This is a genomic window from Niallia oryzisoli (genome assembly GCF_036670025.1).
Taxonomy (GTDB): domain Bacteria; phylum Bacillota; class Bacilli; order Bacillales; family Cytobacillaceae; genus Bacillus_BD; species Bacillus_BD oryzisoli.
Genome location: NZ_CP137640.1, coordinates 2,026,618 through 2,048,989, shown reverse-complemented (window position 1 = coordinate 2,048,989; position 22,372 = coordinate 2,026,618). Strand labels below are relative to the sequence as shown.

The following is a 22,372-nucleotide window of genomic DNA, read 5'->3' as shown; positions in this document are numbered from 1 at the left end:
TGAAAAATATGTTCACAAAAAGAAAAGCAGTACGGTTTCTGAAGGAAACCTACTGCTTGTTGCTATCATTCATTTTCCAGCCTTATATCACTGGCGTTTTAATATCTAAATCACCTAAAATGATTAACGCTTGAATCGCCATTAAAAGCTGACAGCTGATAAGCGGATTGCGAATGTCTTGCTGTAGCAATTCTTCAATTTTAGCCACCCGATAGCGCAAACCACTGATGGATAAGGATAATTCATCCGCTGTTTTTTCTAAATTCCCTCCATTTAATAAAAATAAATAGAGTGTTCTAATCAAATCGCCATTTTTTTGACCATTCATCTCTACATTTCCTAGTAAAGAATGAGCTATTTCTCTAACATTAGCTTCATTATTTTTATTTATCAACGTTCCTACCATTCCAAGGGAGTCAAAAAAGATTAATTGGTTGTTTTTTGTTCCCATTCTTTGGGCACCAAGAGCTTCTTTATAGGCACCAGGTGCAAGCAGGATCGAGCTCGTTCTTTTGCTGATTCCCATATAAAAACGGGATCCCGGAAATCTGGAATGCAAAAAAACAATTAATTCTTGAAAAAAGGAATATTTCCCCTCTTTGCTTGTGAAATAATCAGTCACAAATAAATCAATTTGGTGAACTGTTTGATCCATTATGACTTGAAGCTTCTGTTTAGCAAAATAATGAGAAATCGATGCCATGACTTCCCGACAAAAACCTTGTTCATTATGAAAATCCTGTGCATTGAATGTATAACCAATAATACATAAGAAATAGGGTTTAGATAATTCATATTGAAAAAGACTCGCTTTTGTCACTAGTTCATCTTCTGACGTATACTGGCCGCTCAGTATTTCTTTTAAAAAATAGCCTTTCATTTGTTCAAACGAAGCTAATTTGGTTTTTTCGTAAAGAAAACACAATGAACAAATGGAAGCAACCTTTTCTATGATTAGTTTAGAAAAACCTTGTAAGTCCTGTTGATGTTCTTTAAAAATAAATGAACAATACCCCATTCTTTTTTCCTGTAAATAAATAGGATGTGTTAACATCGTGTAATGCTCATGTTTACTATTCATGGGCTGAAATGTTTGTGACACAGAATCCTTTGACATATTTATATTAATGTATTGAAATAGTCCATTCGGGGTAAAACCTTTCGCCATCTTATTGAATCCGGCAAAGGTAATGGGATGACCATGAATATTGTGTACGATTACTGGTATATTACTTAATTGAAATAGGGCAGCAATGATTGATTCCAGACTGCTCCCTTTTACCACTTCTTCCGTTAATTGTTTATTAATATGACTAACAAGGGTTAATTGATCACGTTCTTGTAATAGTTTTTCATAAGTTAGTTCCAGCTCTCTTAAGATCGGAGTTTCTTCTAAATAATTCAGTTCCTCTTTAATTTCATCTCCCCAAAGTGTGCAGCTTTTACCGACGGCAATACACTCGCTGCTCCCGGCACCACGGCAGCAAGTTTCCTTAAAGATGACTTTTTCTCCGAATACTTCTGTAACAAAACCACTCGCATAGCCTGAAAGTGTATAACAGACAGGGGAAGTACTCATTCCGATCTGACCCAGATGTTCATCCGCTTCAAAGGAATGCTCCCAAGCGCTGTCCATCCGCAAAGTTATGATATCGTTTTCATTTATTATTTCTAGTTTTAACGTTTTTGACTCTACATACCCTTTTATTGAATGCATGACAGGACCATATTCAATTAGTTCGTTCACACTTTGATATAGGTCTTTTTCTTTACATTCCTTAGCATCTCGGACACCCATATTCCATCCATAGCGAAACAAAAATCCCTTTGTCCGTTCCATCCCAATATTACGAATCAAATCTTTTCTTAATGTTCCAAATGCATATGCATCAACAATAATAGATCGATTTTGAATCTGTAGACTTCGTGATAGTTCTGAATCTGCTTGATCGAATAAATGTATTGTTGTATGCATTCCATTCCCCTCTTTCTAAGAAATCAATTCGAGTTGAAGATCACTTAACGGATGTGCCTTACATAATAAAATATACCCCCCGCTTGCCTCTTCATCTGATAAAGCACTTTTTGCATATTTATCCATTTCATACTGACCTGAAAATACTTTTACTTTACAAATGCCGCATCCCCCGCCAACGCAAGCACAGGGTACCTTCACCATTTGTTCACGTGCAGCTTGAACAACTTTACATTCTTTTGCACATAGAAAAGATTGATTATTAATATTAATTCTAAACATAAGGATGCACTTCCTTTTAATCTATTTAAAATAATAAAACTTTTTAATGTTTGTTACTAATTTGTGAATAAGTTTTTACTATTCAGACATATAATCTCGAATGATCCTATTATATAACGATAACGCTTACATTTATTGTAAACAATAACACTAACTGACTGAATAGATGCTTTTAATCAAACACAAAGTGTCGGTTAAGTTTTGATTTTATACGATATTAAAAGCCTGTTGAGAAAATTTATTATATGAATAAATAACAAATTCTCTCACAGGCTTTATTAGAAAACATTAAATTGCAATACCCTCTCTTAATTTTTCCGCGGCTATTTTCGGAGATTCTTCAAGACTTATTGCGCTGATAACAGAAACACCATCTGCTCCTGCTTTAATGACTTCCCCCGCGTTATTTGCTGTAATGCCGCCAATACCGACTATCGGAATCGTGAAGCCTTCTGAACGCAGGTCCCGGATAATTTTTACTCCTTGGACTTCCTTTGCATCAGCTTTCGAATTAGTCGGGTAGATGGGTCCGACTCCAAAATAGTCAGCACCAACCTGAAGTGCACTTTGAGCCTCCATAAAATTATGAACAGACACACCAAGGATTTTATCTCCTACTTTCTCCCTGACAATTCTCACTGGTTCATCTTCCTGTCCGATATGAACACCATCTGCATGAAGTGCCAACGCCAGTTCAATATCATCATTGACAATAAAAGGAATGCCAGCCTTTTGACAGATAAACTTCAGCTCTTCAGCTAAAGCATATTTTTCCGGACCAGCTAATGCACCCGTTCCTTTCTCACGAAATTGAAAGCATGTGACACCGCCTTGGACGGCCTCTTCTAAAACAATGCTTGGCTTTTTCTTCGTATTAACTGATCCCATAATAAAATACAATGATAAGGCATTCTTTAGCCAATCCTGATTAAATGTTTTCATACTGTTATCCCTGCTTTTCTTTTGTATGCCCAATGATTTGTCGGTCCGTGTCCACTGCCCAGCTCAAGATCAGCTTCGATCGCTGCGGTTATAAACCGTTTTGCAATGACGACTGACTCATAAACAGATAACCCTTTCGCAAGACAGGCAGTAATAGAAGCTGAAAAAGTGCAGCCTGTCCCATGGGTATTTTTTGTATTGATTCTGTGACTTGTAAAGGTATACGAGTCTTTCCCGTCAAATAATAAATCAATAGACTCGTTTGTATTTTCATCATGGCCGCCTTTAATTATGACATTCTTCACACCATAACTAATCAGCTTTTTTGCTGCCTCGATTTTGTCAGCTTCAGATTGAATCCGTAAGCCTGTTAATTCCTCTGCTTCCGGGATATTAGGCGTAACGATAAATGCATATGGAAGCAATTTTTCTTTTACAGCTGTGACAGCTTCCTGCTGCAATAATGGTGCCCCGCCTTTTGCAATCATGACCGGATCGACAACTACTTTATTCCATCCATAATGACGAATTTTTTCCGCAACTGTTATTATGATATCGCTTGAAAACAGCATACCTGTCTTCAGCGCATCTACACCAAGATCTTGTGCAACTGCGTCAATTTGTGCTGCAATCATCTCTTTAGAAATTGGCTGAACTCCCTGTACACCTAATGTATTTTGGGCTGTTACGGCTGTGATTGCAGACATCCCATATACGTCCAATTCCTGAAAGGTTTTTAAATCTGCCTGAATTCCGGCACCGCCACCCGAATCAGAGCCGGCAATTGTTAATGCTTTAAACATCTGTCTGCCTCCTTATTTTGTATGGAAAGAACCATACAGGTCTATTTCAGATGAAGATACAAGTGAAAGCTGATTAAGGAACTCGATTTGAAAACTACCAGGCCCTTGTTCATCAGTTTTATTTGCAGCAATTTCAGCTGCGACTCCGTAAAAAACAAGTGCTGCTGTCGCTGCGTCCAGGTAATTATTTTCAACTGCAGCAAATGCACCAACAATTGCAGATAACAAACAGCCTGTACCCGTTACTTTTGTTAAAATAAAGTGACCGTTTTGGACAGAGTTTGTTGATTGCCCATCGCTGATTATATCTTCCTTCCCTGTTACAACGACAACTGTTTTAAGTTTTTTAGCAGCTGCCATGGAGAGGGCAAAAACATCACCATTTCCGTTGCCCGCATCAACGCCTTTAATCGCCCATTTTTCCCCGATAAGATTGGCAATTTCAGCTGCATTACCACGGATAATCGAACATTTCACTTCATTAATCAGCTTTGAGGCAGCCTCTGTTCGATATGAAGTGGCCCCCACTCCGACTGGATCTAAAATAACAGGAACACCTTGTTCATTTGCTGATTTTCCGGCAACAATCATCGCTTCAAGAGACTCTCGATTCAACGTTCCCATATTTAAAACGACAGCATCAGCGGACTTTGCCATTTCGTCTACTTCTTCAACTGCATCTGCCATCACTGGTGATGCCCCAAGTGCCAAGAGCCCATTGGCAGAAAAATTGGCTACTACGATATTGGTAATATTATGTATGAGTGGATTTATCTCTCGAACCCTTTTTAATAAAGCATGTACTTTTGACTTTTCCATCCTTCTCTCCTCCTCTTTTTTACTAAAAATCAACAAGAGCATTAACAATGACGCTTGCAACTAAAAAAGCCAGGCCCTTTGGTGGACCTGACTTGGTATAGTAAGATAAGAAAGTAATTAATTTCCTACTTTCCTACGCCGGTATGAGCCGGATCAGGTCCAAAGGGTTGAAAAAAGTCATGTTTTTCTCTCAGCCAAAAAAGGCACCCCTAGTAGATGTACTAATATTCTTATTAATCATAATACTATACTGAGAAAATGTAAAGGAAGAATTAAAATGTGGAATACACATTGCTGCATTCCTCGCCTGTCGGCTCATAAAAACAGTGAAGTTTAAAACGTCCAACATGCGGTTGGTCGTACCAGGTTGGTGGACAATCTCCCTGCGGCCGAAAATACCATAGGCTATACTTTGCTGGCCAGTTCCGCTCACCATTTATAGCGCGGCGGGCTAAGCGTTTTTCACTTTCTCTTGCCCGCTGATAAAAGTACCCTTTCGTTGTTGCTTCAAAGGCATGCGGCTGAAATACCATTTGTGGTACGGTCCGCAGACCTTTAAAATCTGAACAATTGGCTCTTATCCGGTTAATCCCAACATTTCCAACCAGCAGCATTCCCAATTGGCCTTCACCTTCAGCTTCGGCTCTAAGCAGTCTGGCTAACAAGTTGATATCTGACTCAGTAGCCTTTACTACCGCCATAGATTCACCTCCCATTTTGGTACACTTCCATCATAAGACCGATTCCGTCCCGTATGCAGAAGTTTTTTCCTATCATCCCTCATATCCTATTCAAATGGCATGAAGAATGACAAAAACCCCTGCCCTTCTTTGATGAACAAAGTTTCTTGTCGATGATCCTATTAAGTTAACATAATTATTACGATAAATTTATGCCTGCTGCCTAACTTACAATCAGTATCCATACAGCAGATCATTAATTTTCTATTTCGAAATGTCCACTTCTACATCCTCTACCAGTTTAAACAGCAGGTCATATATGGCGTTATAGGCTTCCCTAATGGTCCATTCCTCATGAAAGTCCGTGAGCTCGTTTAAAGAAAAATTCAAATCCCAAAGACCATCGTTCTCGCTAAACATCAAATCAAATGTAGCTGTTTCATGTTGAAAGCCACGAATTAGCGAAGCTTTAATTAATTCTTTAGATTTCTTTGGCAATTTTAAACCTAACATGACATCATAATTTCCAAATACACTATCTGCTTCAAAGGAAATTGCGTCAACTCCAATGATGTCAAACCATGGCGATTCCAAATACATAAATTGATCGATATTCTTTTTAAAATAATCAATCCGCTGGTCTAAAAAAGATGATGATTCCACTGCTGATAACTCTTCTGTTTCTTTATCACTTCTTTCAATATAGACGTTGTCCTGAAAACGGTTAAACGGCTCTTTTTCGAGAAGTGAAATAGATGTATTCATTTCTTCCGAAAGCAACTGATGCCTTTCTATATATTCCTTCTCTACTTTATAAACCTCAAGCGGAACTTTTCCTTCGGCTAAAAGCTTTTCTACATATTGTTTCATTTGTTTCCTTAACATGATCTTTGACCATCCTCTGTTTATTTTACTTGTCTTAATTATGTACATAACCGCTAATAATATTGAAGGTTTTACAGCAAAATTGCAAATATTTTCATGAAGGAATGGAAAATTGACATAATCGTAAACGCAAAAAATCGAACTGATGAGAGCTCAGTTCGATTTTTCTATTGATTAAACTGCTATTATCTTCCTAAATCAGAAGCTGGAACACCAGCGATTCCCCAATGTGTCTTAGGCATTTCCGTAACCAATACGCGAATATTTTGCTTTGGAGCACCAAGAGTTTCTGATACAGTATCTGTTACATTACTGATTAATTCTGTAATTTTCTCAGGTGGTCTACCTTCCATAATGTTAATTTGAATGAATGGCATAACAATACCCCTTTCTCATTTAAGATGATCTTTTGAAAAATTATTCACCCATAGTAAATGTAACTTCACCAAGGCCGTCAAATTTACCGGAAACAAAATCACCAACATTTAATAATACTGCGCCAGTTAAAGCACCAGAAAGGATTAGATCACCCTTCTTAATCTTTTGGCCTTTTCTTGCAAGCATATTTGCAAGGACAGCAATTGCATTAGCAGGATGACCTAAAACAGCTGCACCAGCACCAAGGTCTTTAATTTGACCGTTAATAGCTAAAGTTGCTCCAACTAAGTCAAGATCTAATTCACTAGGTTTTTTCAATGTATTACCAAATACTACTCTTGATGTAGAAGCATTATCGGCAATAACATCAGTATGTGTGAAATTAAAGTTTTCATAACGGCTGTCAATGATTTCAAGTGCAGGTAAAACATATTCTGTTTTCGCTAATACTTGAGCACCAGTAATTCCAGGTCCTTCAATATCTTCACCGATAAGGAAAGCGATTTCTGCTTCAACCTTCGGATGGATTTGGAATGGCACTACTCCGCCGTTATCCACTAACATATAATCAAATACATAACCGTAGATAGGCTCGGATACACCCATTTGATCCCATTTAGCCTTACTTGTTAAACCCATTTTAGGACCAACAATTCTGTGACCTTGATCTAATTTTGTTTGCACAAGCAATTCTTGCGCTTCGTATGCTTCTTCAACAGTTAAGTCAGGCTTGATATTTGCCGTTACTTTTACCACTTCACGTTTTTCAACTTCAGCCGATACTAAATATTCTGTAATTTGTTTAATGATTTCACTTGCCATTTGCTTTTCCTCCCTGTATCATCATCTATTTCGTACGGATTATTTAAAATTTACGCTAACTTGTCCTAAGTGTGCAAATCTTGCTGTGAATGAATCACCAGCGTTTGCAACTACCATTCCTGATAGGGCGCCGGATAGGATTACTTCACCAGCTTTTAATGAAATATCATAATCAGCTAACCGATTAGCTAACCATGCTACACATGTTGCAGGATTGCCAAGTGCCGCAGCACCAACACCAGTATTTACCATTTCGCCATTTTGATAAAGAACCATGCCAAGTAACTCAAGATCAATATCCTCAAGCTTTGTTGGTTTACCGCCTAATACATATAAACCGCTGGAAGCATTATCAGCTACTGTATCTTGCAATTTAATTTTCCAGTCCTGCACACGGCTGTCAACGATTTCCAACGCTGGAAGTACATAATCTGTTGCTTGAATAACATCAACAGCTGTTACATTTGGCCCTTTTAAGTCTTTTTTCAAGACAAAAGCAATTTCGCCTTCAATTTTTGGCTGGAGCATGTCTTTTGTATCAACCGTTCCGCCATTTTCCACTACCATGCTGTCTAAAAGATGACCATAATCAGGCTCATCAACACCCAACATTTTTTGTACAGCTACAGAAGTTAAGCCAATTTTCTTACCGACAATTTTTTGTCCTTCGCTTAATTTCTTTTTGATATTTTCTAATTGAATATAGTACGCCTCATCAACAGTAATCTCCGGGTCTACTACTGTAAGTGGATCAATTCCAACCTTTGTTACTTCAGCTTGTGCAAGAGAAGCAGCAAATTTTTCAATTTTACTAGTCATTTCTTTCATCCTCTCTTATGTACTTTTTTTAAATAGCTATTTAATGGAAAGTCTATGGAGTTTACGAAAATATTGCACGGTCTTACCTAAAAAACCGTGCATTATTTCTTCATGTATTTAAGAATTATAACTTCACACAAATGTTTGTTATTTCAGTGTAGAATTCCCAGCTGTGAACTCCCCCAACACGGCCAAGTCCACTGTCTTTTGTACCACCGAATGGAGTTCTTAAATCGCGAACGAACCAGCAGTTGATATATGATAATCCAGATTCGATTGATTGTGCAACACGGTGTGCACGACGGATATCGTTTGTCCAGATTGTATTACTTAATCCCACACGGGTATCATTTGCCATCGCAATTACTTCTTCTTCTGTATCAAATGGAATGATTGAAACAACTGGTCCAAAGATTTCTTCACGAGTACAACGAGCTCCATATTCCAAGCCAGTAATAATCGTTGGCTCAACGAAATATCCTTTATCTAATCCTTCAGGACGCTTACCACCTGTAACGAAAGTAGCACCTTCTTCTTCAGCAATTTTAAAGTAGCTCATTACTTTGTCGTAATGTACTTTTGCAACTAATGCGCCTTGGTCATATGCCATATCGAATGGGTTACCAACTTTTAATTGTCTTGTTCTTGCTGCTAATTTTTCAACGAATTCATCATAGATAGAACGTTGAACAAAGATATTTTCACCGCAGACACATACTTCCCCTTGGTTTGTAAAGCTTGATTTAATCGTTGTTTCAACAACTTCATCAATATCAACATCAGCGAAAATGATGTTAGGGTTTTTACCGCCTAATTCGAAAGAAAGCTTTTTCAATGTTTTAGAAGCTTCTTCCATGATCTTAGCACCTGTTGAAACTTGTCCGATAAAACCAATACCTGCGATATCAGGATGTTTGTTGATCGCACTTCCAGCACCTTGTCCAAAACCGTGAACTATGTTTACAACTCCGTCTGGAACACCAGCTTCTTTCATAATTTCCATTAATTTTGTTGCAGTCATTGGCGTTAATTCAGAAGGCTTAATAACAACTGTACATCCTGCTGCTAATGCTGGAGCCAATTTCCAAGTTAATAAGAATAATGGAAGGTTCCATGGCTGGATTAGTCCAACTACTCCGATTGGGCGACGGTAACCGTAGTTAATCGCACCGTGAACTTCATCTTGGAATGCTTCTGTTCCTACAGAAATCATATAGTCAGCAAAGAAATGGAAGTTTGCTGCTGCACGCGGTGCATCAACGTGACGTGAGAATTTAAGATGCTTTCCAGTATCTAAAGATTCTAATTGAGCGATCTCTTCTTGTCTTGCTTCTAAAATATCTCCAACCTTGCGGATGATTTTTGAACGTTCTTGAACACTCATTTTACCCCAAGGACCTTCTTCAAAAGCACGTTTAGCAGCTGCAACCGCTAAATCAATATCAGCTTTACTTCCTTCTGCAACTGTACCATAAACTTCTTCTGTTACAGGATTCACGTTATTAAAAGTTTTTCCATCTACAGACGGAACAAATTTACCGTCAATAAAATGTAAACAATCAAATGCTTTAACAATAGGTTCAACAATAGTATTTTTTGCTTCTACTGCCATTATATATATCCCCCTTGATTATAAATCATATTGGTTTGTTTTTCTACAGTAATGATAACGCTCTCTAGTTTCATATACAACTCCCTAGTTGCTCTATATGAAACAAAGTGGAAATTTTGATGTTTTTTTATTTTCACTGCTTTTTTTATTAATAAAAAGGGAAAAGATTGAGAAAGAACACTGAGAAGATTTCATCTTATATCCCTTTTAATTATAGCACTTTTCTGCTATATTGATTCATATATATCATGTTTCATATATAGCAACGGTGTTTATTTATATGAAATGATTTCTGGAGGAATGATCATGGCAAATAGTAATGAAGGGGAAAATTATCTTTCTTCTGTAAAAAACGCTTTACGGATCTTAAACAGCTTTTCAATGGATGAACCGGAAAAGAAAATCAGTGAAATATCTGCCTCGCTTGGATTGAATAAAAGTACGGTAAGCAGAACAATGGCGACGCTTGCCAGTGAAGGTTTTGTATTTAAAGATCCTGAAACAAAAACTTATCGCCTAGGTTTTTCTATTCTAACCTTAAGCGGTGTCATCAACAGTCACATGGATATATTCCGTGAATCACAGCCTGTCCTGAATAAACTTGTCGAAACAATTGGCGAAACTGCACATATATCCGTTTTCGATAATTTAGAAGTAATTTATATTCAAAAAGTTGAATGTAATCACCCAGTTAGATATCTAACACATGTCGGGAAAAGGAATCCTCCTTATTGTACCAGTTCAGGAAAAGTATTCATGGCGTTTTCTGATGACGATGTTGTTGATACTATTATTGAAAACGGACTAAAAAAATACACCAAAAATACGATTACAGACCCGGACAAATTGCGAGCCCATCTTCAAGAAATAAGAGAAAAAGGCTTTGCCTACAGTATTGAGGAATTTTCAGAGGGAGTCGTAACGATTGCAGCCCCTATTTATAATTATACTGGAAAAGTAGTTTCCTCCCTTTCGATCGTGGGTCCAAAGCAGAGAATTAACCAGCTAAAAGTTCCGTCTTTCGCAAAACAAATCATCAGTGCCAGCATTGAAATTTCGCGGAATATGGGCTACTCAAAATAATTATTCACCAGATAAAAGAGGCTGATTCGAAAGGTGTCAGCCTCTTTCATTACTAATCACGGATTCCAAGGGCAATTTTTGCATAGCGGGACATTTTATCCTTCCCCCATGGCGGATTCCATACAATATCAATCTGAATATCCGTCAATTCTTTTATATTCATCGACAGCTTTATTTTCGCATCCGCCATAATTTGGCCAGCCATTGGACAGCCCATTGATGTCATCGTCATTTTGATGAACGCTTGATTTTCTTCGTTTACGTCTACTTCATAAACAAGTCCTAAATTGACAATATCAACACCAAGCTCAGGGTCCACTACATCTTCAAGCAATTCATATATACGATCCACTAATTCTTTTCCTATCGCCTTCACCTCAATTCTGAATAATACAATGAAATCTCTACTATGTTTGATAACCTTTCTCAATAACACTTTATCATAAGGGTCAGTCAAGGCATGTGATCTCGGTCATAAGAATAAAGTATTTTATCTTTTTAGATTATTTATTATGCTCAGTAATCAAATTCATCCCTATATCTCTTTGCATAACATGAATCACAAATCGCATAACGATGATCCCACGGTAATTTCCTGTTACATTGTCGGCATTTTTTTTGCATGTTTTTCACTTCTGTTTTAAGTTTTTCGTGGACTAACATGCTGATTTCTTCTCGGAGCCGTTCCCAATAAACTGCCTCTGTACGATTGTTTAAGCGATAGAGAAATAAAAGATGAAGTCCGATTGTTTTATAGGAAAGTTCCAAATCCTCCAATGTCCGCTTTTTGATTCTTGGCTCAGGCAGATCTTTCCCAGCCACAATTGCTTCTACAGTTCTTTCCCATTGCTTTATCAATTCAGGTTCTCGTGACGAGAAGGGCAGATGCAATAAACCATAAAGGTCTGTCAGTGAAAGACGCGCTTCCATTTCCGTACCCCTGATGCGCTCATATAACTCCCTTTCCTCTGTAAGCGATGCTTTCTTTGTTCCCTTCGGACTCTTAAATTTATCCCAGAGTTCAAAAAATGTTCCAAGATCACGATAGTACTTTTGAAATCGTTCAAACACACTGTTTGTCGGAGCAATAGCAAATGTATGGATTGGCTCATCCTCCTGTAAAAGAAGATTGCTCATTTTTTTAATATCTTCTGTAAAGGCTACTTTACCGATATTATAAAGTCCTTTTCGGCCAGCACGGCCGGCAATTTGTTTAACTTCCTGTGAAGTAAGTATTCTTCTCGAAGTCCCGTCGAATTTGCTATTCTCTAAGAACACGATTCGTCGAATGGGTAAATTTAATCCCATTCCAATCGCATCTGTTGAGACAACGATACTCGTCTCGCCATTGATAAAACGCTCAACCTGTTTTTTTCGAGTTTCGGGCGGCATACTGCCATAAATTATACTGACAGAATGCCCATCATGTTGGAGCCTTGATGCAGTTTCAAGGACACGTTTCCTTGAAAAGCAGATTAATGCATCGCCTTTTTTTACTTGTTTAATTTTAAATTCTTTTTCTTCCACCTTTAGTGGAATATCGCGCTTATATTCAATAATGTCTATTTTTGAATGACCCAGTAGTTGAATAAGCATTTCTCTGGCATTCTTACTTGCAATGATATGAACTTCGTTTGCTTGAACCCTTGTAATCGCCTTATACCAAGAAAAGCCGCGGTCTTTATCGGAAATCATTTGTGCTTCATCTATTACCACTACATCATATAAATCCTTTTCATGAAACATTTCAACCGTACTGGAAATATGCCTGGCTCCCGGAATCACTTTTTCCTCTTCCCCAGTTTTTAATGTGCAGGGGGTACCCCTATTATTTAAAAAATCATAAACTTCAAGTGCTAACAAACGAAGCGGCGCCAAATACAAACCACTCTTCACATTCATCATCTGCTGAAGGGCATGATAAGTTTTTCCTGTATTCGTTTCACCGATATGTAATACGTATTGCACACTTCTCCCCGTTGGAGGATTATACTCTAATTCAAATATATCCTTTATTATACGTGCTTCTTCTTCTTTCCTCCGCTTTATTTCAGCCTTCTCTTCTGCTATTCTTTTTTCTCTTAATCGGATATCTGCTACAAAAATCTTTTCATGTACCTTTTCATCAAAAGGAATGCTAACCAATTTTAATAAATCCTCAATATATTCATCACTAATATATGACAATAATTCAACGCTGTAATCATAGATCATGTCACTGATAATATCTGATAATGCTAAGTCCATAAGCGTTTCTTCATAGTCGAAGACATTTTCCGGTGAAAGCAGCTGTTTTACTTTTTTCTGCATCATGTCTTCCAAAAATTCTTGAATCCGAGTGTCATATAAATCATAATAGGTTTCATACTCATAGTGATAGCTGTTCCAGTAATCGTTTTTTTGAATATTTCCTGTAACTTCTTCAAAAAAATCTTTTACTAAGGAATAGTCCTCAGCTAAGAAAAACCCTTGCGGAATCAAACGTACTTCAATGTCATGCGGGTTCAGCTTTTGATATCTTGTTCTTGTTTCAAAATCGGCTTTAAGATGATCTGCGACAAATTTTCTCGTATGTAAATAAAATAGATGCTGATGTTTTCTCACAATAGCATGGACTTCAGTTTCAATTTCCTCCATCATCTTCAGTTTTTTCTGCTTGACCGCTTCTTCTTCCTGACGTTTTTGATATTCCGTTCTTGCCTGTTCATACATATTTGCCCATTGTTCCTCAGCATCGGAAAATTTACTATGTAGCCAATCCTCAATCAAAAAGGGATGATAAGCTTTAATTTCATTACGAAATACTTTGTTGATGGTTTTGCGGTCAACACCTTCAACTTCAATTCCTCGAGATTGTAAATATTGTTTTTTTTCTGCGCGGGGGATTTTGTTTGATGCTTGAGTAATCCACACATTTAACCAGATTTGCCCGATATAATGCTTTCGGTTATGAACATATTCCGCAAAGGAAGGCATATTTTCTTTCTCTTGTAAGTAGACCATGATATCTTCACAGACTTTCTGCTTTGTGCGTTCAATTGCTTCAGGATAAATGGACGCTATTTTCTTCATTTTTATTCCCCTCACTACGATTTATTAAAAAGAATCATGTCCTCTACTTGACTAAAAAAAGAGAACTTACGTTCTGTTTCTTTATCACAATTATATTATTATTATTATTATTGATCTTATTCTACTGAATCTTTCATCCACAATACAAAAGCAGGATAGCTTAAGCACCATCCTGCAACTTTCTTACCCCATATCTATTTCCAACATAATCGGACAATGATCGCTCCCTAATATATCACAATGGATTTGAGCATCCTTAAGATGTTCCTTTAAGGCATGTGATACAAGAAAATAATCAATTCTCCAGCCAATATTCCGCTCACGTACTTTAGCCATATAGCTCCACCATGTATAACTATCCGTACGTTCTGGATAAAAAAAGCGGAAGCTGTCAATAAAGCCAGCATCCAATAAATCGGTCATTTTGTTTCTTTCTTCATCAGTAAAGCCGGAGTTCCCAATATTCGGCTTTGGATTTTTGAGATCAATTTCATGATGAGCGACATTTAAATCACCGCAAAAAATAACTGGTTTATGTTGATTCAGCTTAAGCAAATGCTCTTTCATCGCGTCTTCCCAAACTAGCCGATACCCCAGCCTAGTTAAGTCTCGTTTTGAATTTGGCGTATAAACGTTCACAACATAATAATCAGCAAACTCGAGCGTAATCACCCGACCTTCTGTATCAGGCTCTGCCAAATCAATCCCGTATGAAACGGACAATGGTGCCTTTTTCGAAAAAATAGCTGTACCGGAATAGCCTTTTCGTTCAGCATAATTCCAAAATTGATGATACCCATCAAGATCAAGTGTAATCTGACCTTCCTGTAATTTTGTTTCCTGGATACAAAATATATCTGCATCAACATTCATAAAGTAATCTAAAAATCCTTTTTTGACACATGCTCTAATCCCATTTACATTCCATGATACTAATTTCATTCCATTTCCCCTTGGTGTCTCTTCTATATTTGTATAATAGCATTGAAGTTTTTGCCTTAATAACCATTATCCTGACGTTGATGATTAATTTCATTTTTTCGCACGTAAGCTTGTTGGATTTCCTCCCAGGTGAACCCAAGGATTTTTCCCAGGTCGATATAGGCTGCAAATGCATCAATATAGTGAAATGCGTCATTTGCAGTCTTCATTGTAACAACTTTCTCTGTTACATTAATAAATGAAGACACAAGTGTCATTGCATCTCTTGTCTGTTTAAAATCCCTTGTGTATACCTCTAATAATCGGTCTACGTTATACCCGTTATGGTTTGCAATACTTAAGAAAAAATGGAGCGAGTCAACATATTCCTCTAATAGAACATGATTTTCACTTGGTCCTTTTGTACTCCAATGTTTAAAGCAGCGTGTCTCATTTGCTAATTCACTAATTTCAACGAGAAGCGCAAGAATTATATTTTCTTCTAAATCTTTGCCTTCTAGCTTATGCTCTTTAACGATTCTTTCGTCGAGAACCTTTTGCATTTGACATAACTTTTTGATATTCATGTATATTCATCCTCTTAACCGATTCTTCCTAACATTAAGTTAACATAATCATATTATTATGAACAAAAGGTTTATGACCAATTATTAACTAATACGATTTTCCCGATTGCCTGATTCGAATCTAAATATTGATGAGCTTCGGCAACTTCATCAAATGTAAAACGTTTTTGGTCAATTAATGGCCGCAGTTTGCCTTCTTCAATAACCGATGTAATTTTCTTTAAAAATTCGCCATTTTGCTGGCGGTGATTTTCATTTAGGATATGCAAAAGCATGAACACAACATGGAAAGTTAACCCTTTTGAATGAAGCGGAGTTAAATCATGTGTAGACCTGGCCGCAATGGCGACAACTGTTCCATGCAAGGCAGCAGCCTCAAATGAAAGATCTAAATTTTCTCCTCCAACTGTGTCAAAAATATAATCGAATCCTTTACCGTTCGTATACTTGTCCACATACTCTTTTACAGAGGTTTCCTTATAATTAATTGCCACATCAGCTCCAAGCTCTTTCGCTAGCTTCAGTTTTGTAGGGTTAGATGCAGTCGTATATACTTTCGCACCTGCCCACTTTGCTAATTGGATGGCCACATGTCCTACACCGCCTGCTGCTCCATGAATTAAAATTTCATCTCCAGCAGATAATTTAGCACGGTCAAATAAGGCTTCCCAAGCTGTAATTGCAACAAGCGGGATCGCTGCAGCTTCTTCCATCGACAAATTTTTTGGTTTATGTGCTAGTAACCTTGCATCTACCAACATGTACTCAGCAAGTGCACCGCCTGTCCCTTTGAAACCGCCCGCACAGCTATATACTTCATCCCCAGGTTTAAAATCTGTTACTCCTTCTCCCACTTCTGCAACAATTCCAGCTACATCCCCATGCAGAATAGCCGGAAAGGCCGGAGATACGGCAGGTACGAAGCCGCTGCGAATTTTCGTATCAATCGGATTTACACTTGTGGCCTTCACTTGAATTAATACATGTCCAGGTGTAACCAATGGCACCGGTACCTCTTCAACTTGAAACACAGAAGGATCTCCAAATGAATGAATCACTTGTGCTTTCATTTAAATCACTCCCCAATATGTAATAATAATAGATATTGTTCTATTGTAACATGAAACAGAAAATGAGAGCACCGCTCGGGAGATGCTCTCATTTTGATCCTTTATTTTGAAGCAATTGCTTCCTTTTCATCTAATTGTTCATGACGAATAGTTGCCTGTGCAGCGGCAAGACGTGCCAATGGTACACGATATGGTGAACAGCTGACATAATCTAATCCTGCTTCATAGCAGAACGCAATTGAAGACTTTTCACCGCCATGCTCCCCACAAATACCGGTTTTTAATGTAGGCTTCACTTGGCGACCAAGCTTAACACCTGTTTCAACCAGCTTACCTACCCCTTGCTGATCTAGAACGGCAAATGGGTTTTCTGGAAGTACTTTTTGCTCAATATACGTTTGTAAAAACTTACCTTCAGCATCATCACGGCTATAACCAAATGTTGTTTGTGTTAAATCATTTGTTCCAAATGAGAAGAAATCAGCCTCTTCAGCGATTTGATCTGCTGTTAAAGCAGCGCGTGGAATTTCAATCATTGTACCAACTAGATAGTCAAAGTCCTTACCCGCTTCTGCCTTTACTTTTTCTGCTGTTTCTACAACAAGCTGACGCATAGCCTTTAGCTCATTTACATGACCAACAAGCGGGATCATAATTTCGGGCTTCACTGAAACACCTTTATTCATTAACGTTACAACCGCATTGAAAATCGCTTTTGCCTGCATTTCATAAATCTCTGGGAAAATCATTCCTAAACGGCATCCACGATGACCAAGCATTGGATTAAATTCAGCCAATTGATTTACTTTCTTCAACAAGAATTCTTTTTCTTTTAATTCAGGTGAATCAGGAGCTGTTAGTTGCAGCTTTGTCACTTCCACTAAAAGTTCTTCTTTATCAGGTAAGAATTCATGCATTGGAGGATCAAGCAAGCGAATGGTTACCGGATGTCCTTGCATAGCTTCAAAAATACCTTCAAAATCTCCTTGCTGCATTGGCAATAATTTATCTAAAGCGATCATTCGCTCTTCAAAGTTTTCAGCTAAAATCATTTCTTGAACAATCGGAATTCGTTTTGGATCCATAAACATATGCTCTGTACGGCATAATCCAATTCCACCGGCACCAAATTCCAAGGCTTTCGCAGCATCCTCCGGATTGTCAGCGTTCGCACGAACACCCAATTTTCTCGTTTCATCTGCCCAAGAAAGCAGTAATTGGAATTCATCAGAAAGCTCTGGGTCGATCATTGGAATTTCACCTAGCATAATTTCCCCTGTAGAACCATCAATGGTAATGACATCACCATAATTGACAACCGTATCTCCAACATTAAATTTCTTTCCAGCCAAATCAATCTTTAATGTTTCACATCCGCAAATACACGCTTTTCCCATTCCACGTGCAACAACGGCAGCATGGCTTGTCATTCCTCCACGGCTTGTTACAATTGCCTGCGAAGCAACAATCCCGTGAATATCGTCTGGAGTGGTTTCAGGACGGACTAGAATAACCTTTTTGCCGTCATTTCCTAATTGCTCTGCTTCATCTGCATCAAATACAACAGCCCCTGTTGCAGCTCCTGGTGATGCTGGCAGACCTTTTGCTAATTGTTTACGTTCAAATGATTCATCAATTCGGCGGTGCAGCAGCTGATCTAACTGCTCAGGGTCAACACGTAAAAGGGCAGTCTTCTTATCAATAATTCCTTCTTTTACCATTTCAACAGCAATTCGAATGGCTGCCTGAGCGGTTCTTTTTCCAGTCCGGGTTTGCAGAATATATAATTCTCCGCGCTCAACGGTAAATTCGATATCTTGCATATCTTTATAGTGGTCTTCAAGCAATTGACATGTTGCCGTAAATTTTTTATATACTTCAGGCATGTCTTTTTCAAGCACATGAATAGGCTGCGGTGTACGAATTCCTGCTACTACATCTTCACCTTGTGCATTGATTAAGTATTCACCATAAAGAATCGCTTCACCTGTTGATGGGTTACGTGTAAATGCAACGCCTGTTCCAGAATCATTCCCCATATTTCCAAATACCATGCTTTGAATGTTAACAGCAGTACCTAAGTGATCAGGGATTTTATTTAAACGGCGGTAAATAATGGCACGCTGATTATTCCAAGAATCAAATACTGCATTAATTGCTAAGAATAATTGCTGTTTAGGCTCCTGCGGGAAATCCTTTTTCGTGTGTTTTTTAACAATTTCTTTGTACCCAATAATGACTTCCTGCCAATCTTCAGCAGTTAATTCAGGGTCAGCATGATACCCTTTTTGCTCCCGAATTTCTTCTAAATACTGTTCAAAATAAAAACTGTCAATGCCAAGTACAACATTGCTGAACATTTGAATAAAGCGGCGATATGAATCATAAGCAAAACGGGCATTTTCTGTTAAACTGGCAACACCTTTTACTGTTTCATCGTTCATCCCAAGGTTTAAGACGGTATCCATCATACCTGGCATAGAAAAAACGGAACCTGAACGTACAGAAACAAGCAATGGATTTTGCGGATCCCCTAACGTTTTCCCGGATTTTTCTTCTAGTGTATTTAATGCAGTTAGGATTTGCTCTTCTACATACGGGGATATTTTCTTACCGGCTTCATAATAATCATTACAAGCCTGGGTAGAAATGGTAAAGCCAAACGGCACCGGCAAACCAATATTTGTCATTTCAGCCAAGTTTGCCCCTTTACCCCCTAGTAAATCTTTCATTTCACTATTTCCTTCATTAAATAAGTAAACAAATTTACTCATGATTACCTGCTCCTCTCACTTTTCAAAATATCAATAATAAGGTTCGCTGTTTCTTCAACTGCTTTGTTAGATACATTAATAACTGGACAGCCTACCCGCTTCATTATCTTTTCCGAATATTCAAGCTCGACAAGGATTCGTTCAAAGCTGGCATAATTAGCCTCAGATTTTAAACCGAGTGCCTTGAGCCGCTCTTTTCGGATTTCGTTCAGTTTGTCAGGTGTAATAACTAAACCAACACATTTGTTTCGCGGAATTTTAAATAATTCTTCAGGAGGTGAAACCTCAGGAACTAACGGGACATTTGCGACTTTATAGCCTTGGTGGGCCAGATACATCGAAAGAGGTGTTTTCGATGTGCGCGATACACCGATTAAGACGATGTCCGCACGCATAACACCGCGTGGGTCCCGCCCATCATCATATTTAACGGCAAATTCAATCGCTTCTACCCGTCTAAAATATTCATCATCAAGCTTTCTCATTAATTTTGGCTGATGATTCGGTTCTTTTTTAAATCTTTTCATAAAAGATTCCATTAGTGGATTTAATAGATCAACGGCCATTATACCTTCTTCATTTGCACGCTGGTCTAAATATTTCTTTAATTCTGGAATCACAATCGTATAAGCAATAATTGAGTTCGTCTGTCTTGCCATCGCAATGACTTCCTCAATGTCTTCTTTATCCTCTGCATAGGAATGCCGGCGTATGTCAACATAGCCCCCGTTAAACTGGGTTGCAACCGCTTTTACAACAAATTCAGCCGTTTCTCCAACAGAATCCGACACAACGTATACAACTTCTTTTTCTGATAAGATAATATTCACACCCTTTTTTCATCGGCGAGGGACTTCGCAAATGAATTTATGACGTCGTTTTTCGATAGATACTATCTATAATTTTTTCCATTATTTGAAATAGAAAACAAATCTTCATTACCGCTAGTTTGGTCTACCATTACACCATTTCATATTAATGATTAACATCGCCTTAATTATGTTATACTTTTTATGAATATAGAATAACACATTTAAAAAAACTCGTGAACATTTTTTTCGTTAAAAAGTGAACATTTTTACAAAGTGCAGGTAATTTAAAATTATTATATAGCAAAAAAGGATAGATATATAGGCTTTCACCTTAATTATCTATCCTTTTTAAATATTAAAATAGTTTTTTAATAAAATATTGACTTACTCTCATCTTACATCAAAGATTTACCATTTCCTCTATCTTTTGTCCAACAGCAATTGTCAGCTCCTCCGTCATTTCTGGTATACTGTTTTTTAACAATGGATTCATTACTTTTGCCAGCGTTCCCCCTGCCGTAATATCCAAGAAACCTGTCATACTTGTTTTATTCTCTGAGATTTTGACTGCTTTAAAATAACCATGACCATTTATATTTTCATTTATTCCAATCAGATTAAACATAACTTTTTCAGGTTCAATCCAATTGGTTATTTCAATTTTAAGCTGAATTTTTTTCTTTATAATCTTACCGAAAACACTTTTGAACGTCCAAGTCGATTCCCGCTCATTTATAATCTCATGGTCAATATAACCAGGAATGAGCGGTGCCCACGCATCCATAGAGTTAACGAATTTCCAAACCTTTTCAATCGGGACATTCACTTCCATTTTGTGTATATGAGAAGACATCGTGTTCCATCCCCCTTTTGTTGTAATAAGCGCATGTATAAACTAAGACTTATTCCTAAAAAGCGAGGATTATTCTTACGAGATAAAAAGGATTTAGAATTGAAAATAAGTCCGGCACGTGCATGCCAGACTCAACCATTTCTTTTCGCATATTCTTTATCTATTTTTTGATCTAAACGTTGTAATAGTCGGAAGGCACGGGTTTGTTCAATTCTTCGATAATGATGACTGCCTCCGGGCTCTTCATCTTTTTCATCCGCCTTTTTGACAATTTCCTGTAATGGTGTCCTGACAATTTCACCGCCGGGAAAATAGGAATCTGTATGAAAAAGAATCGCAAGGGCAATTTCCTTTGCTTTGACAGGATTCTCCCCTAAACGGATTAATAATTTATGGGCTCTTTCTGCTCCTTTGATAGCATGAATATCATTTTGTCTGTAAAGATCATAATCCCATTTACCATTCTTGTACCATGTATAATGTCCGATATCATGGAGAAAAGCTGCTTTAGCAGCACTATCAACATCAACATTCTGCTCTTTGGCCAATTGAAATGCATGATAGGCAACAGCAATTGCATGAACCAAACCAGATCGGGTAACATATTTTTGGGCTATATGGTGGTTGAAAATGTCTGTTAATAAAACATCTCTCATACGTTCTCCCTCCAGTCAAAAATGATTGCTTCTTAGAACATGAAGATATTTTATCTATCTTACTCTTTTTTGAATTCTGTTGACAAATAATTTGTTCTTCTATTATATTTATCGTTTGGACAATTGGTCCCATATATAAACAAATTTTAATAAAAAGGGTCTATTAACATAGGTGTTGTTGATTTCCGTTCCAGGCACTTCGTGCACCTTAGGTCGACCGCCGAGTGCACGACACTTCGTGTCTGCGGGGTCCCGACTGTCTCGCTTCTCCCGCAGGACATTGAATTGCATCCTTGAATCCGCCCACGCACGAGAAAATTCGATAGAATTTTCGAGGAGTCTTCGTGACTTCCACTGCAATCAACAAGTGACAAAAATCAACATTTTCGGGTTAACACCGCAAATAAAAGAAATCGTAATAACACCAATTTTATTTAATTTCCCTATATCTGACTAATTAAATAGGAAATGGAGAAAATATGAATAAAAATTGACTTTTTTATGTTAAAAATGTGTTAATATATGTG

Annotated in this window: 21 protein-coding genes and 1 riboswitch; of the genes, 1 reads left to right on the top strand and 20 read right to left on the bottom strand. The window is 37.7% G+C overall.

Annotation, left to right across the window (positions count from 1 at the left end; all coding sequences use genetic code 11):
* Positions 1 to 82: 82 nt before the first annotated feature.
* The 11 genes from R4Z09_RS10285 to R4Z09_RS10235 form a co-directional block, all read right to left on the bottom strand.
* The gene (locus R4Z09_RS10285) at positions 83 to 1,975 is read right to left on the bottom strand and encodes a XylR N-terminal domain-containing protein (RefSeq protein ID WP_338452231.1); all 1,893 of its coding nucleotides are present in this window, start codon (positions 1,973 to 1,975) and stop codon (positions 83 to 85) included.
* Between the two features lie 15 nt (positions 1,976 to 1,990).
* Positions 1,991 to 2,257 carry a 2Fe-2S iron-sulfur cluster-binding protein gene (locus R4Z09_RS10280; protein ID WP_338452230.1) on the bottom strand — a complete coding sequence of 89 codons (267 nt, stop codon included), beginning with the start codon at positions 2,255 to 2,257 and terminating at the stop codon, positions 1,991 to 1,993.
* Positions 2,258 to 2,545: 288 nt separating this feature from the next.
* Complete coding sequence (gene thiE / locus R4Z09_RS10275; RefSeq protein ID WP_338452229.1) at positions 2,546 to 3,199, bottom strand: thiamine phosphate synthase; 654 nt, start codon at positions 3,197 to 3,199, stop codon at positions 2,546 to 2,548.
* Positions 3,196 to 4,002: a bifunctional hydroxymethylpyrimidine kinase/phosphomethylpyrimidine kinase gene (gene thiD, locus R4Z09_RS10270; protein ID WP_338452228.1), complete on the bottom strand. Its 807-nt coding sequence runs from the start codon at positions 4,000 to 4,002 to the stop codon at positions 3,196 to 3,198. The genes thiE and thiD overlap by 4 nt, the downstream gene beginning before the upstream one ends.
* Positions 4,003 to 4,014: 12 nt before the next feature.
* Positions 4,015 to 4,821, bottom strand: coding sequence for a hydroxyethylthiazole kinase (gene thiM, locus R4Z09_RS10265; protein WP_338452227.1), 807 nt, complete (start codon positions 4,819 to 4,821; stop codon positions 4,015 to 4,017).
* 113 nt (positions 4,822 to 4,934) lie between these two features.
* A riboswitch (TPP riboswitch) is annotated at positions 4,935 to 5,042 on the bottom strand.
* A gap of 51 nt (positions 5,043 to 5,093) precedes the next feature.
* Positions 5,094 to 5,522 carry a cell wall hydrolase gene (locus R4Z09_RS10260; RefSeq protein WP_338452226.1) on the bottom strand — a complete coding sequence of 143 codons (429 nt, stop codon included), beginning with the start codon at positions 5,520 to 5,522 and terminating at the stop codon, positions 5,094 to 5,096.
* A 243-nt stretch (positions 5,523 to 5,765) separates the two neighbouring features.
* Positions 5,766 to 6,386: a branched-chain amino acid aminotransferase gene (locus R4Z09_RS10255; RefSeq protein WP_338452225.1), complete on the bottom strand. Its 621-nt coding sequence runs from the start codon at positions 6,384 to 6,386 to the stop codon at positions 5,766 to 5,768.
* Positions 6,387 to 6,571: 185 nt separating this feature from the next.
* Positions 6,572 to 6,763, bottom strand: a complete 192-nt coding sequence (locus tag R4Z09_RS10250) for a 4-oxalocrotonate tautomerase (protein WP_338452224.1) — start codon at positions 6,761 to 6,763, stop codon at positions 6,572 to 6,574.
* A 40-nt stretch (positions 6,764 to 6,803) separates the two neighbouring features.
* Positions 6,804 to 7,586, bottom strand: coding sequence for a 2-keto-4-pentenoate hydratase (locus R4Z09_RS10245; RefSeq protein ID WP_338452223.1), 783 nt, complete (start codon positions 7,584 to 7,586; stop codon positions 6,804 to 6,806).
* A 39-nt stretch (positions 7,587 to 7,625) separates the two neighbouring features.
* Positions 7,626 to 8,405: a 2-keto-4-pentenoate hydratase gene (locus tag R4Z09_RS10240; RefSeq protein WP_338452222.1), complete on the bottom strand. Its 780-nt coding sequence runs from the start codon at positions 8,403 to 8,405 to the stop codon at positions 7,626 to 7,628.
* Positions 8,406 to 8,529: 124 nt separating this feature from the next.
* On the bottom strand, positions 8,530 to 10,017 hold the full coding sequence (locus R4Z09_RS10235; protein ID WP_338452221.1) for an aldehyde dehydrogenase: 1,488 nt from the start codon (positions 10,015 to 10,017) through the stop codon (positions 8,530 to 8,532).
* A 306-nt stretch (positions 10,018 to 10,323) separates the two neighbouring features.
* Here R4Z09_RS10235 and R4Z09_RS10230 point away from each other — a divergent pair, with 306 nt between their 5' ends.
* On the top strand, positions 10,324 to 11,100 hold the full coding sequence (locus tag R4Z09_RS10230; RefSeq protein ID WP_338452220.1) for an IclR family transcriptional regulator: 777 nt from the start codon (positions 10,324 to 10,326) through the stop codon (positions 11,098 to 11,100).
* 52 nt (positions 11,101 to 11,152) lie between these two features.
* Here the strand turns inward: R4Z09_RS10230 and R4Z09_RS10225 are convergent, their stop codons facing one another.
* The 9 genes from R4Z09_RS10225 to R4Z09_RS10185 form a co-directional block, all read right to left on the bottom strand.
* The gene (locus R4Z09_RS10225) at positions 11,153 to 11,467 is read right to left on the bottom strand and encodes a metal-sulfur cluster assembly factor (RefSeq protein ID WP_338453243.1); all 315 of its coding nucleotides are present in this window, start codon (positions 11,465 to 11,467) and stop codon (positions 11,153 to 11,155) included.
* A gap of 149 nt (positions 11,468 to 11,616) precedes the next feature.
* Positions 11,617 to 14,172 carry a DEAD/DEAH box helicase gene (locus R4Z09_RS10220; protein WP_338452219.1) on the bottom strand — a complete coding sequence of 852 codons (2,556 nt, stop codon included), beginning with the start codon at positions 14,170 to 14,172 and terminating at the stop codon, positions 11,617 to 11,619.
* Between the two features lie 183 nt (positions 14,173 to 14,355).
* Complete coding sequence (locus R4Z09_RS10215) at positions 14,356 to 15,114, bottom strand: exodeoxyribonuclease III (protein WP_338452218.1); 759 nt, start codon at positions 15,112 to 15,114, stop codon at positions 14,356 to 14,358.
* Positions 15,115 to 15,170: 56 nt separating this feature from the next.
* A complete protein-coding gene (locus R4Z09_RS10210; protein ID WP_338452217.1) occupies positions 15,171 to 15,680 on the bottom strand; it encodes a dUTP diphosphatase in 510 nt (169 codons plus the stop codon).
* Between the two features lie 71 nt (positions 15,681 to 15,751).
* Complete coding sequence (locus R4Z09_RS10205; protein ID WP_338452216.1) at positions 15,752 to 16,750, bottom strand: zinc-dependent alcohol dehydrogenase family protein; 999 nt, start codon at positions 16,748 to 16,750, stop codon at positions 15,752 to 15,754.
* Positions 16,751 to 16,851: 101 nt separating this feature from the next.
* The gene (gene ppdK / locus R4Z09_RS10200) at positions 16,852 to 19,524 is read right to left on the bottom strand and encodes a pyruvate, phosphate dikinase (RefSeq protein ID WP_338452215.1); all 2,673 of its coding nucleotides are present in this window, start codon (positions 19,522 to 19,524) and stop codon (positions 16,852 to 16,854) included.
* A gap of 2 nt (positions 19,525 to 19,526) precedes the next feature.
* The gene (locus tag R4Z09_RS10195; RefSeq protein WP_422392294.1) at positions 19,527 to 20,345 is read right to left on the bottom strand and encodes a pyruvate, water dikinase regulatory protein; all 819 of its coding nucleotides are present in this window, start codon (positions 20,343 to 20,345) and stop codon (positions 19,527 to 19,529) included.
* Between the two features lie 391 nt (positions 20,346 to 20,736).
* On the bottom strand, positions 20,737 to 21,189 hold the full coding sequence (locus tag R4Z09_RS10190) for an SRPBCC family protein (RefSeq protein ID WP_338452213.1): 453 nt from the start codon (positions 21,187 to 21,189) through the stop codon (positions 20,737 to 20,739).
* 131 nt (positions 21,190 to 21,320) lie between these two features.
* Positions 21,321 to 21,845: an HD domain-containing protein gene (locus R4Z09_RS10185; protein WP_338452212.1), complete on the bottom strand. Its 525-nt coding sequence runs from the start codon at positions 21,843 to 21,845 to the stop codon at positions 21,321 to 21,323.
* Positions 21,846 to 22,372 lie beyond the last annotated feature (527 nt).